The following is a 12,863-nucleotide window of genomic DNA, read 5'->3' as shown; positions in this document are numbered from 1 at the left end:
ACATATGATCGTGATATGCCCAGGTTTCTGGCGATTTCCCGCTGGGTTTGCCGCGCGCCGTTCTCCAGCCCGAATCTCAACTCCAGCACTTTCTTTTCCCGGCGCGTCAAATGGCTCACTTTTTCCCGGAGACGTTTTTGCTCAAATCTGTTTTCCACAGTTTCCGCCACAATCTCAGGATGTGTGCCCAGAATGTCTACCAGGGTAATCTCGTTGCCTTCTTTATCGACCCCAATGGGGTCGTAGAGGGATATTTCAGCCTTGACTTTTTTTATATACCGCAGGTGCATAAGGATTTCAATCTCAATAACAAAGCCCGGCAGATAGATTTGGGTTTCTCGGGCCGAACTTATGGTATAATTAACCAAGAAGTCCCAGCGCAAACAGTTGGCCCGGGGGAAGGAAAAAATGCAGGCAGTTCTGGAATGTTTAAAGAAAACGCCAGTCTTGAGGAATAACGACATATTTATTTTGCGTGATTATATCCGCAAAAAATATCCCGGCTCCGGCAGCCATGAACGGGCAAATATTCTGGCGGATGCCGTCCGCAAAATAATTGACAGGCATCTTCAAGAGTTTAATGAAAGATACAGGTCTCAAATTAGGGGCAGCTTATTACAAAAAGCAGTTTCCACAAATCATTACACTATTAACGACGACGATATCTTTAAGACCTGCATTGCCATTCAAAACTATGAGGAAGATTATACGGAGGCGCTTACCCGGTGGGTTAATGGCCGGCAGGAAATTCCCGTTTCCAGGGAAACTCTGCGCAAATTCGTCGACAAAGTGCGCCGGTATGCCGGCGATATAGTGCAGCATGATTGGAGTCTCATCCTGGAGTGCTTGCATAATGTTGAGTTTGAACCGGAAAATTTTCATCCTTTGCCAAAGCCGGCTCTGCCCCAAATTGGAGCCTGGTTATTGAAACGAGTTGCCGGAGTATGCCGGCGTGCTTCCGGGGCTTGGTTGAAAAATAAGTCCTGCCAGGTCATGACTGCCATCCTCCTTATATCTATAGCCGTTTCGTTGCAGCCTCTAAATATTTTGCCGCTTTCTTTTCGTCAGATGATAGTATCCAATAACACAACAAATAAGGCGCATCAGCCCACAACGCAACTGGAAATTCGTCCGGAGGATCTGCTGTACCAGGAAGTCAATACTGCAAAATTAAGGCAGTCGCTGCTTAAAAGAAATTCAATCCTGGCGGAAGAGCCATATTTCTCGGTCATTGTCCAGTCAGCCAAAGAATTTAACGTCAACCCCATTTTCCTTTTTGCCATAACGGGGCAGGAACAGTCTTTTGTGCCCAGGCAGGACAAGGAAGCTGTCGCAATCGCCAACAACCCCTTCAATGTTTATCATAGCTGGACTGAGTACAACACAAGCATTCAGGATTCAGCCAGGATAGCGTCGAAAACCATATCAAATTTACTTTGGACAAAACCGGAAGCAATGGATGCCTTAACCTGGATCAACCGGCATTATGCTGAAGATGATCATTGGCGGGACGGGGTCGGCTGGATTTTTCAAGATCTTTGCCGGGAAATAAATGGGTAAGGATAAACAGGCAATTGGGCCATTTTGTGGGGCGGATGTTGAAAAAATATTCAAAAAAAGGATAAATTGTTTTTTTAACGTATTATTTATATAAACAGGCGAAGGAGGATTTATATCATGAAGAGATGTTTGTCATTTTTATTGTCCCTGGTTTTTATTCTATCATGCCTTATTATGGCAGGCTGCGGGGGGAACAAGAAGGAAAACGGCAGTCAGCCAACCAGTCAGCAAACTGCTGCCAATGAAGAATCTGCCGCAAGTCTTTTCGCCAAGGGCAAGAAAATCGAGGGTTTATCTTTTGACTACAGCATGACATCAAAGGACGCTGTTATGAGCGGGAAAATGTGGATTGAAGGAGAAAAAGTGAAAAGTGAATCCACGGCAGAGGGTAAAAAAACCATTACTATCATTGACGGCAGTGCGTTTTACACTTATTATCCCGATGAAAACACAGCGATGAAAATGGCTCTGGAAAAACAAGACAATCAACAATCGGTGAATCCTTTCGAATATAGCGCGGACGTAGATACGGCTCCGGATAAATACGAGATCCTGGAAACGACGGTTTACGATGGAGTAAAGTGTAAGGTTATTGCCGTTACAAGCGCTGATGGAAAGGAAACTACGAAAATGTGGGTGCGGGAGGATTACGGCATCCCTGTCCGCCTGGAGGTAACAGGCGCCGACGGCAACAAGATGGTTATTGAATATAAAAATATGACAGTAGGAAAACAACCGGCGAACACCTTCCAGCTGCCGGCCGGTGTGGCTGTAACCGATATGAGCGAAATGCTGAATAATTTACCTAAAGTACCCGGCGCCGGACAGTAAACAAGACGCAGAAAAGCTGCTTGAGGTTAGACCTCAGGCGGTTTTTCTTTTTAAGTGATTATCAATATGTCGCTTTGCCTTTTAATGAAGACGTTGAGATTCATTAACCTACCTTTAATGGCTTGCCCCAAAAAATGCTGGATTTATTCGCGCCTACCGTCTTCTTTTCTTGTTTTGCAGGAATTTCTGCATATCGGCAACGTCAATAAAACGAAATCGAAATTTTTTTGATATTATTTTTTATGGTAGTTTTAGGACAATCCCGAAGCGGCGTAGTATTTAGCGAAGGGAGCGGGGTGGAATGAGCGCCGTTAGTGGGAAAATAGAAAATAAAAAAGAAAAAGGAGAGCCGCTTGTCACTGTTAGAGTGGTCTGCTCAGAAGGCGGCGGCGGTCTGAAGGACGCCTACCGCTTGCTTGCGGGAAAAGTCCGGCGGGAACTGGAGGCGAGAAACCGTTGCACGCGGCAATCTATGTCCGGGTGAGCACAGAGGACCAGGCGCGGCACGGTTATTCCCTGTCCGAACAGCGGGAAGCCTGCCGCAGCCGCGCCCTGTTACTGGGGGCGTCAGTAACAACTGAATACGCTGATGAAGGAATCACCGGTAAAATAATGGACAGGCCCGGCCTTTCACTCTTAAGGGAAGCGGTAAGGAATTGCCAGGTGGACGTGATTATCGTGCGCGACCCTGACCGGTTATCCAGAAAGCTGGTCCAGCAGCTGCTTTTGACTGAAGAATTTGAAAAGGCCGGCGTCCGGCTGGAATTTTTGGACTTTACTTGGCAGGATACGCCTGAAGGCAGGCTTTTCTATTCTATCCGCGGAGCCATCGCCGAGTACGAGCGGGAAAAGATCCGGGACCGCATGTGCAGGGGTAAAACCCAAAAAGCGAGGCAGGGCGGGATCCCGGTTGGATTTTACGCTTTCGGCTACTCCTACAGCCAGGAGACCGGGGTTGTGTCTGTAAATGAGAGCGAAGCGGCGGTAGTAAAAGATATATTCTCCTGGTTCGTCAGTGAGGACATAGGGATAAACGGAGTGGCCCGGCGCTTGAATCAAGCCGGCGTCCCGACCAGAAAGAGGAAAGGCGGGTGGCACCGGAATGTAATCCGCCAGATATTAATCAATCCTGTCTACATCGGACTTTGGCGGTATAAAGATGTGTTTATACCAGTTCCTTCTTTGATAGAAGAAGAAGTTTGGTCCAAGACGCAGCAAAAACTGAAAGATGCCCGCCGCTTGTGGGCCGGTAAAGGAAGGCACAGTTATTTGCTGTCAGGCCTAATTACCTGCTCTGATTGTGAGAACACCATGACCGGTGTCTATGCCACCTGGTGGGGCAAGAAGGAACGCCGCTACACTTGCCGGAAAAATCATCAGGGCGCGAAAAATGCAGGATGTCATCCGCCTAAGGCCGTACAGGCCCGTGCCATTGAAAACGTGGTCTGGAAAGAGGTTTGCGCCTGGCTGCAAGACTCGGACGCCCTGGCGCGGGAAGCAATGGCCAACATTAATTGCCACGAAGGAACGCGCAGGGAGTTGGAGCGCGTGGAGAAACACCTGGGAGATCTGGTTAAAGGCCGGGAGGCTGTGTTGGACGCTCTTTCTACCGGGCTGTTTGAGCTGGATGTCAGGACCAAAGCCAAACTTGCCAGCCTGAAGGGACGGCAGGAGAGACTTGAGAAACGCAAGCAAGAGCTGGAAGTCGCCTTGCGGGAGATGGAAAAGTACAGTGCCGGATTGGAGGAAACCCGGGCACTGGCTGAAGGAGTATTGGCCGGGCTGGATAAACTGAAGTTTGAAGAAAAGAAAGCGTTGGTAAGGACTTTGGTGGCGCGGGTCGCGGTGTCCGGCCGCGGCAGACCCGGTAGCAAGGGCTTGCACGACATTCAAATAATAATATCGGCAAAACTGACGGAACAAGAGATTAGTTCCAGTTTTTCCGGTTCAACCCGCTAGTTATTGTTATCGGGATTTCATTCTCAATACATCTTGCCGCGTAGGTTGCCAGCCGGGTCCCTTTACCGGGGTTGAAGGTGTTAATCGCCTTAATCAAACCGATTGTACCAATGGATATCAAGTCTTCCGAATCTTCTCCGGTGCTGTCGAACTTCTTGACGACATGTGCCACCAAGCGTAAATTCCTCTCAGCGAGGACATTGCGCGCTTCTTCGTCGCCACCGCTTAATAGCCGGAGGTACTTTAGCTCTTCTTCCTCAGACAGCGGCTGCGGAAAGGAATTGTTAGCGATGTAAGAGACGAGCAGCAGGAGACCGTTGACCAGAGATACCACGGTCAAAGCCCAGAGACCAGATAGCATCTACATTTATCCCTCCTAATTCGTTTGATGATTCACGCATATAAAATAATAATATGATTCCGGTGGCGGTAATGGTGCAAGTCCTCGTAAAAATTGTTTAATTGTTTAAATAAAGGTTTTTTTGTCCGGCCGGAGAAGCAATAATAATATGGTGGCTTTTTATACCGCCCGGAGATTATAATGGTAGTAACCTGTTCTTGTTGGATTTAGTTGTTTTAGCAGTCGGGCATGGGTAAAATATAGATATTGGTTTTTTACTCTATTTATCGCATAATGGAAGGATGCAGGGATAAGATGATTCAAGCTACAGGAGTGATTCTGGCCGGCGGGAAAAGCGTTCGCATGGGCACTGATAAGGCGTTTCTGAAAGTAGGGCGGCAAGGTATGCTTGAACACATAGCCGGTGAATTTAAAAAGGTGTTTTCCGAGGTTTTAATTTCCGGGGGCAGCATGGAAACAGGCCGGAACCTCGGGCTGAGAGTTGTCGCCGACCTCATTAAAGGCAATGTCCCGCTGTGCGGCATCCATGCCGCGCTTCACGCGGCATTACATGAGAAGATCCTGGTCGTTGCCTGCGATATGCCTTTCATCACCGCGGAACTGGCGGGCTTTATGATCAGGCAATTGGAAGGATACGATGTCGCCGTGCCGAGTTACGGAATTTACCGGCAGCCTCTGTTTGCCGCTTACAGCCGGAGCTGTCTGTCGGCCATTGAAAAATCGTTATCGGCGGACAGATACAAAACAGATGATTTTTATTCTCTTGTAAAGGTAAATTATGTAAGCATGGAAAGTTTATGTCCGGATATCGATATTAAAACTGTCTATTTCAATGTCAATACACCGGCGGATTTGCATAAGGCGAGAGAGATGGCCGACAAGGATGGAGAAAGGTAGAGCGGGGCTTGTTGAAATTATTATATCCAAAAATTTACGTGTCATCGATTACCGATATTCAAATTGAATGGCTGAAAGAGCTGGGGATAAAGGGAGTCCTTTTCGATTTGGACAATACTATTATCCGGAGGGATTCGTATCAGTTTCCCCCGGAGGTTTCCGGGTATATTTGCGAGCTGCGCCGGCATGGTTTCAAAGTGGGCATTATTTCCAACAACAGGCGTAAACGCGTGGTGGCCATCGCCGGGTTGCTGGAGGTTCCTTCGGTTCACCGCGCGGTTAAGCCGTGGGTTAAACCGTTCCGGCGGGCTATGAGAATGTTGGGAACCTCTCCTGAAGAAACCGCGCTGGTTGGCGACCAGATATTTACCGATATTTTAGGCGGGAATCTGGCAGGTTTGCACACTATATTGGTTGTTCCAATGGAAGGCAAGGATTTCTGGGGTTCGAGGCTGATTTGCCGCCCTTTGGAAAAGCTTGTGCTGGCCAGGCTGAGCAAGTACAAAGAGGTTGTCTATGTTGACCGGGATTAGCGGCCGGACAAAAGTATGCGGTATTTACGGCTGTCCCGTGGAACATTCTTTTTCCCCGGTGATGCATAACGCTGCTTTTAACGCGCTTGAGCTTGATTTTGTATACGTGCCTTTTCTGGTTGAACCCGCCTGTCTTCCGGCAGCGGTGGCAGCGGTTAGAGCCTTGGGGCTGGCGGGAGTAAACGTAACTATTCCACATAAACAAGCCGTGCTGCCCCTGTTAGATGAAGTTACCGAAGAAGCCCGCTTGATCGGCGCGGTCAATACGATTGTCAACAAGGCGGGGCGCCTGCTCGGTGATAATACTGACGGGAGAGGGTTTTTGCGGGCTTTGCTGGAACAGGCCGGATTCAACCCCGCCGGTAAGACGGCGCTGATCCTGGGTGCGGGCGGCGCGGCGCGGGCCGTGGCGGTCCAGTTGGTCCTGGCCGGAGCGAGGAAGGTGTTTTTGGCCAATCGCTCAAGAGAGCGGGCGGAAGCGCTGGCCGGGCTGCTGGTGGAAAACGCGGGGCCGGCGGCCGCCGAAGTGGTCGCATGGCCCGGGAGCGGAAAAAAACCAGATCCGCCTGAAACGCCGCCGGCCGATCTGGTGGTGCAGACCACGCCGGTGGGGATGTATCCGGATGAAGGCTCGTCTATTTCGCTGCCCTTTTCCTCGTTTAGTCCGGGGCAGGTAGTCTGCGATCTGGTATACAATCCTGCGGAAACCCTTTTCATGAAACGCGCCGTGCAAGCCGGCGCGGTTGCTTTGAACGGTCTGGGCATGCTCTTATACCAAGGTGTCCTGTCTTTTGAAATGTGGACCGGTAAAGCGGCTCCGGTTGAGGTAATGAGGGAAAGCTTGCTAAAATGCTTGCAATGGAGGATTTGAATTGTTGAGGTATCTTACCGCGGGAGAATCGCACGGCGCGGTTCTCACCGCGATTATTGAGGGCATGCCGGCCGGTCTGTCCTTGGCCGGTGATTACATCAACAGACAACTGGCCCGCCGCCAGGGAGGGTACGGCCGCGGCGCCAGGATGAAAATTGAGAGCGACACAGTGCGTTTCCTGTCAGGGGTGCGCGGCGGTCTGACTCTTGGCAGCCCGATCACCCTTCAGGTGGAGAACAAAGATTGGGACAACTGGTCCGGGGTGATGTCGCCGGAACCGGACGGGCGTGTGGGAGAACGGGTGGTCACACGGCCGCGGCCGGGCCACGCCGACCTCGCGGGAGCTATGAAATACCGGCATGGAGATATCCGCAATGTGCTGGAGCGCTCCAGCGCCAGGGAAACTGCCGCCAGGGTGGCGGTGGGCAGTGTGGCCCGGCGGCTCCTGGAAGAGTTGGGGATCAAAATTGTCGGACGGGTAGTGAGGATTGGCGGTACGGAGGCTGTGGCGGGAAGCCTCGACATGGAGGAGCTGGCAGCTGAAATGGCCGGTTCGCAGCTCCAGTGCGCGGACCCTGACGCGGAGCAGCGAATGATCGCTGAAATCGATCAGGCCCGCAAGGCAGGCGACACGCTCGGCGGCATCTTTGAAATTAATGCTTACGGTGTTCCGGCCGGTTTGGGCAGTTACGCGCAATGGGACCGGAAACTGGACGGCCGCCTGGCTGCCGCCGTCATGAGTATTCAGGCCGTGAAAGGCGTGGAGATTGGGCTGGGGTTTGCGGCGGCGGGGCAGGCGGGTTCGCTGGTACAAGACGAAATTTTTTACGGGCAAGACAGGGGATTCTACCGCATGACCAACCGCGCCGGGGGTATTGAGGGCGGTGTGACAAATGGGGAGGTTGTGGTGCTTCGTGCAGCGATGAAACCGATACCGACACTATACCGGCCTTTGCGCAGTGTTGACCTAATCACCAAGGAGCCTGTGGAAGCGTCAGTGGAGCGTTCCGACATCTGCGCCGTTCCCGCCGCCTGCGTGATTGGCGAGGCGGTGGTGGCCTGGGAAATCGCCGCGGCATGTGTGGAAAAGTGCGGAGGCGACAGCCTGGCGGAATTAAAGGACAATTGGTATAACTACCTGTTGTATCAAAGGCAGGTGTAGTGTTTATTGAAAAATATTGTTTTAATCGGGTTCATGGGAACAGGCAAGTCGACGGTGGGCCGCCGCTTGGCGCACCGGCTCAATCGAAAGTTTATTGATACCGATACGGAAATTGAGAGTATTACCGGTAAAACTGTGACACAGATTTTTGCCCGGCACGGTGTGGTTCGTTTTCGTTCTGAGGAAGCGCTTCTGGTAAAAAAACTTGCTCTGCAAGAAGGACTGGTCATATCAACCGGCGGGGGAATGGTATTGGACCCGGAAAACGTCCGCCTTCTGAAAAGCAACGGCGTTTTGATCGGTCTTAAGGCCATGCCGGAAGTTATTTTCAACAGATTAAAAAAAAAGAAGAACCGCCCCCTGCTTGCTAAAGGCGACTTAAAAGAACAGATTGAGAATTTGTTAATGGAGCGCCGGAACGTTTACGATGTGGCTGACTATACGGTGGACACCGGCGAGTTTCCCCAGGAGAAAGTTGTGGAAATGATTGTCGCGTATCTCAAGGAAAAGCAGGAGCTGTAAAGCATGGAAATTATTAAAGTTGATCTGGGTGCCAGAAGTTACCCGATCTATATCGGCGCCGGCATAATAAAAGAGCTGGGGAGTTGCTTGAAAGCCTTGCCTGTGGGGGAAAAAGCGCTGTTGATCACCAATTGCACCGTCAGAAGCCTATACGGAACGCATGCTGAGAAAAGCCTCAAGGAAGCCGGTTTTCAGGTGGCTTTTGGAGTGATTGGCGATGGGGAGCAGAATAAAACATTGGCCACGGCCGGGCACCTTTACGATTTGGCTTTTGACATAGGGCTTGACCGAAAAAGCCCGGTGGTTGTTCTGGGCGGCGGGGTGACCGGAGACGTGGCGGGTTTTGTCGCGGCCACTTACCTGCGCGGAGTGCCTTTTATCCAGGTGCCGACTACGCTGCTGGCCCAGGTGGACAGCAGTGTCGGCGGCAAAGTGGCGGTAAACCACCCCAGGGGTAAAAATATGATCGGGGCTTTTTATCAGCCCGGTTTCGTATTAGCCGATGTAGCCTTGTTAAAGACCCTGCCTCCACGTGAATTGCGGTCGGGACTGGCCGAAGTGGTCAAGTACGGTGTTATTTGGAGCGAAGATTTTTTTGCCTGGCTGGAAGAAAACATCGAGGCGCTGCTGGCAGGTGACACCGAGGCGCTTATTCATGTGGTCCGGGAGTCCTGCCGGATTAAGGCGGCAGTGGTGGAGCAAGATGAAACCGAGGGTGGCCTTAGGGCTATCCTGAATTACGGGCACACTTTCGGCCATGCCGTCGAGACTCTGACCGGCTACGGCAGATACACGCACGGTGAAGCGGTGGGCATAGGCATGGCGGCCGCCGCCCGGCTGGCTGCGGCGCTCGGGCTATTAAGCGTTTCCGCTCTCGGCCGGATCGAAGCGCTAATCCGCCGTGCGGGTCTGGCGCTGGAAATGCCCAGGAACCTTACGCCAAAAAACCTTGTCGATAGTTTTCAGCACGATAAAAAAGCTGCCGGCGGGCGTCTGGCGTTTGTTCTTCCCTTGAGTATCGGCAAGGTGTCGGTAAATAAAGATTTAAGCGCTGAGGTGATTGAGAAGCACCTGAATCAAGCACCGTGATTTGATTAAACAGGGGCAGTTCAACTGCCCCTTGCCGCTAACGAACTATCCAGTTGCTGCCGCTGTTGTTGTCCCAGTGGTCGGCGGAGTCCTTGAAGCAAAAATTCACCTTGTCGCTTTTCATTCTGATGTTCTTTTCCCATCCCCGGTAAGTTCTATTCATTTTGTCAGTGCTTGAATCCATCCAGTGGTCGCCGAAACCGTAATGCAAAAATACCTGGTCGGCACCTGATTTCGCCAGAAGGCCGTTATAGCAGATGGTAATATCATTGCTATAATCACTGGCTTTTACTTCCACGCCTTTTTGAAAGTCGTTCCAACCTTTTGCCATCATTTAAGTCCCCCCATGTATATATTTAGTGAAACTATTATTTATCTTGCCTTTTAACAAGCTTTTTATTACCGTATATTAATGTCAAATCGGTTTGCAAGCTTAATACAGTCATATTATTCATAAAATTTATAACAATCTGAATTTTTAAGCGGAAGGAATTATGGGTTATTATGTAGAATAATGATCCATTATTAGTACCCCGTGACACTTTTATAATGTCATCGTTACTACTCTCAAACGTACGGTGGATGACATGGGTAATATAGTATCGCCAAAGAGGTAAAAATGGACGATAAAGCAGCAGTAAAGAATTCCTTGATTCTCGTGGTGGACGACTCTAAATATATGCGGTTTAAACTGCGTCAGATTCTGGAAAACGATGGCTATAATGTTATTGACGCGGAGAACGGGGTGCAGGCGCTGTCCGCCTTTAGACATTACCGGCCGCAGATTGTTTTGATGGACTGCATGATGCCGGTAATGGATGGTTTTACCGCCTGCACCCGGCTGCAGGAGCTCCCCGGCGGAGATCGCGTACCGGTAATCATGATTACCAAGCTGGATGATGATAAAGACGTTGACATGGCTTTCAAAGCGGGGGCTACCGACTATATAACGAAACCTATTCAATGGGCGGTTCTGCGTCATCGCGTGCGGCGGATGATGTATACCAGGCACGCCGAGGCTTCGCTTGAGCAGAGCGAGGCGTTCAACCGGACGCTGGTGGACCATGCGCTTGACGGTATCATTACCATCGACGCGGGCGGTGTCGTTCAGTCTTTTAATCCTGCCTCGGAACGTATCTTCGGCTACGGGTGCAGGGATGTCCTCGGACGGGACATTAACCTGCTCATGCCGGAATTCAGTAAAGAATTCGACGCCTGCTTGTCCGGCGGCCAACTCACCGGGAGATACCAGCGCGCCGGCGCGATCAGGGAAATTTCCGGACGTAGAAAAGACGGCTCCGCGCGAACCATAGAATTAACAATAAGTGAATTTTATTTTGACGAGCAGCGGTTGTTTACCGTTATCCTGCGCGATATCACCAAGCGGAAGCGGTCGGAAGAGGCCTTGCGTGAGAGTGAGGAGCGCCACCGCACACTTGCCGAAAACACTTATGATCTAATCAGTGAGATAGACTGTGATGAACGTTATTTGTACCTGAGTCCGAACTACCGGGATGTCTTGGGTTTTGCACCCGGTGAGCTGATCGGCAGAAAAGTTGCCGATCTGGTTTATCACGAGGATTGCCCCGCTGTCAAAGCGTCATTCAGGAGGGTTTTTGAGCATAGGACCATAGAACAGGTTATCTTTAGATTTATTCATAAGAGCGGGGAGCTGCGCTGGTTTGAGAGCACGGGAAAGACATACCGGACCGCCACCGGCGAGAGCAGGGTGGTATTTGTTTCAAGAGACATCACGGAAAGACAGCGTTATGAGGAAACGATCCGGCACCAGGCTTTTCACGACGCTTTAACCGGTCTGCCCAACCGGATGCTTTTCAAGGACCGTCTTGCTTTGGAAATAGCCCGCGCAAAGCGCAATAAGCAAATGCTGGCGGTGCTGTTTCTCGACCTGGACCGGTTTAAACTGGTAAACGATACGCTGGGGCACGATATGGGGGACCAGATGCTGAAAATTATCGCCGGGCGGCTGGTCGGATATGTGCGTGAAGACGATACTGTGGCAAGATTGGGAGGCGACGAGTTTACCGTGCTGTTGCCGGAAATACTTCAGGCGGAAAACGCGGTTAAGGTCGCCCGGAAAATTCTCCGGGCCATCAGAGAACCGGTGCATATCGGCGTTCACGAGCTTTATATCTCCACGAGTATTGGTATAGCCCTCTATCCAAACGACGGTGAAGATGCCGAGAGCTTGCTGAAAAATGCCGACACCGCGATGTACAGGGCCAAAGAAAACGGCAAGAATAACTACCAGCTGTATACTGCGGCCATGAACGCCAAAGCCTTTGAACGGCTGGCTATGGAAAACGGCTTGCGCCGCGCGCTGGATCGCAATGAGTTTGTGGTTTATTACCAGCCCAAGGTAAATATGAATACGGGAAAGATAATCGGCATGGAAGCTTTGGTACGCTGGCAGATTCCCGGGCGGGGACTGATCCTGCCGGGGGATTTTATCCCCCTGGCGGAAGATACCGGGTTGATTGTACCGATAGGCGAATGGGTATTGCGCACCGCTTGCGCTCAAAACAAGACCTGGCAGGACGCGGGCCTGCCCCCTTTGCGCGTGGCGGTAAACCTTTCGGCGCGCCAGTTTCAATTGCAAAATTTAGTTGAAGTAGTGTCACGGATATTGCGGGAAACCGGCCTGGAACCAAATTGGCTGGAATTGGAAATAACTGAAAGTGTGGCCATGCAAAACGCCGAATATACCGTAAAAATGCTTCACGAATTAAAGGATATGGGTATTCAATTGGCCATAGACGACTTCGGCACGGGTTATTCCTCGCTTAATTATTTAAAACGTTTCCCTATCAACAAATTAAAAATCGACAAGTCTTTTGTCAGTGAAATAGGTACCGAACAGGATAATGAGGCGATTGCTTCAACAGTGATCGTGCTCGGACAAAGCCTCAAGCTCGGAGTGGTGGCGGAAGGCGTGGAGACCGAAGCGCAGTACGACTTTTTGAGACAGCATCAATGTGATGAAATGCAGGGTTATCTTTTCGGAAAGCCTGTTCCGCCCGATCGATTTGAAGAAATGATTCGCAGGAAAAGCACGCT

The 12,863-nt window shown here is 50.8% G+C and carries 13 protein-coding genes and 1 pseudogene; 11 read left to right on the top strand and 3 right to left on the bottom strand.

Annotation, left to right across the window (positions count from 1 at the left end; all coding sequences use genetic code 11):
- Positions 1 to 308, bottom strand: a pseudogene (locus A4E54_RS00400) (sigma factor-like helix-turn-helix DNA-binding protein); the annotation flags it as partial.
- Between the two features lie 100 nt (positions 309 to 408).
- Here A4E54_RS00400 and A4E54_RS00395 point away from each other — a divergent pair.
- From A4E54_RS00395 to A4E54_RS00380, 4 genes are all read left to right on the top strand, one after another.
- Positions 409 to 1,560 carry a hypothetical protein gene (locus A4E54_RS00395; RefSeq protein WP_240084899.1) on the top strand — a complete coding sequence of 384 codons (1,152 nt, stop codon included), beginning with the start codon at positions 409 to 411 and terminating at the stop codon, positions 1,558 to 1,560.
- A 117-nt stretch (positions 1,561 to 1,677) separates the two neighbouring features.
- Entirely contained in the window at positions 1,678 to 2,391 is a 714-nt protein-coding gene (locus A4E54_RS00390) for a LolA family protein (RefSeq protein ID WP_240084898.1), read from the top strand.
- A 301-nt stretch (positions 2,392 to 2,692) separates the two neighbouring features.
- Positions 2,693 to 2,875: a hypothetical protein gene (locus tag A4E54_RS00385; protein WP_240084897.1), complete on the top strand. Its 183-nt coding sequence runs from the start codon at positions 2,693 to 2,695 to the stop codon at positions 2,873 to 2,875.
- Complete coding sequence (locus tag A4E54_RS00380; RefSeq protein WP_240084896.1) at positions 2,848 to 4,350, top strand: recombinase family protein; 1,503 nt, start codon at positions 2,848 to 2,850, stop codon at positions 4,348 to 4,350. Before A4E54_RS00385 ends, A4E54_RS00380 begins: the two co-directional genes overlap by 28 nt.
- Here the strand turns inward: A4E54_RS00380 and A4E54_RS00375 are convergent.
- A complete protein-coding gene (locus A4E54_RS00375; RefSeq protein ID WP_240084895.1) occupies positions 4,319 to 4,711 on the bottom strand; it encodes a sigma-70 family RNA polymerase sigma factor in 393 nt (130 codons plus the stop codon). The genes A4E54_RS00380 and A4E54_RS00375 overlap by 32 nt on opposite strands.
- 294 nt (positions 4,712 to 5,005) lie before the next feature.
- Between A4E54_RS00375 and mobA the strand changes: the two genes are divergently transcribed.
- Genes mobA through aroB form a run of 6 tightly spaced genes read left to right on the top strand, consistent with a single transcriptional unit; the run spans position 5,006 to position 9,785 of the window.
- The gene (gene mobA / locus A4E54_RS00370) at positions 5,006 to 5,608 is read left to right on the top strand and encodes a molybdenum cofactor guanylyltransferase (protein WP_240084894.1); all 603 of its coding nucleotides are present in this window, start codon (positions 5,006 to 5,008) and stop codon (positions 5,606 to 5,608) included.
- An 11-nt stretch (positions 5,609 to 5,619) separates the two neighbouring features.
- Entirely contained in the window at positions 5,620 to 6,141 is a 522-nt protein-coding gene (locus tag A4E54_RS00365) for a YqeG family HAD IIIA-type phosphatase (protein ID WP_353681800.1), read from the top strand.
- Positions 6,125 to 7,012, top strand: coding sequence for a shikimate dehydrogenase (aroE, locus tag A4E54_RS00360; protein ID WP_240084892.1), 888 nt, complete (start codon positions 6,125 to 6,127; stop codon positions 7,010 to 7,012). The genes A4E54_RS00365 and aroE overlap by 17 nt, the downstream gene beginning before the upstream one ends.
- Position 7,013: 1 nt before the next feature.
- A complete protein-coding gene (aroC, locus tag A4E54_RS00355) occupies positions 7,014 to 8,174 on the top strand; it encodes a chorismate synthase (RefSeq protein WP_286723661.1) in 1,161 nt (386 codons plus the stop codon).
- 6 nt (positions 8,175 to 8,180) lie between these two features.
- Positions 8,181 to 8,696: a shikimate kinase gene (locus tag A4E54_RS00350; RefSeq protein ID WP_240084891.1), complete on the top strand. Its 516-nt coding sequence runs from the start codon at positions 8,181 to 8,183 to the stop codon at positions 8,694 to 8,696.
- 3 nt (positions 8,697 to 8,699) lie between these two features.
- Positions 8,700 to 9,785: a 3-dehydroquinate synthase gene (gene aroB, locus A4E54_RS00345; protein WP_286723657.1), complete on the top strand. Its 1,086-nt coding sequence runs from the start codon at positions 8,700 to 8,702 to the stop codon at positions 9,783 to 9,785.
- Positions 9,786 to 9,822: 37 nt separating this feature from the next.
- Here the strand turns inward: aroB and A4E54_RS00340 are convergent, their stop codons facing one another.
- Positions 9,823 to 10,119 (bottom strand): carbohydrate-binding protein, encoded by a 297-nt coding sequence (locus A4E54_RS00340; protein WP_240084889.1) that lies wholly within the window; start codon positions 10,117 to 10,119, stop codon positions 9,823 to 9,825.
- Positions 10,120 to 10,404: 285 nt separating this feature from the next.
- Here A4E54_RS00340 and A4E54_RS00335 point away from each other — a divergent pair.
- On the top strand, positions 10,405 to 12,863 hold a 2,459-nt coding region (locus A4E54_RS00335; RefSeq protein ID WP_286723652.1), incomplete at its 3' end, for a two-component system response regulator.

Origin of the sequence: Pelotomaculum sp. PtaB.Bin117 (assembly GCF_002067195.1) — a bacterium.
GTDB classification, from domain to species: Bacteria; Bacillota; Desulfotomaculia; order Desulfotomaculales; family Pelotomaculaceae; genus Pelotomaculum_D; species Pelotomaculum_D terephthalicicum.
Note: the sequence above shows the minus strand (reverse complement) of the source record. Positions and strands in the feature narration are given on the sequence as shown.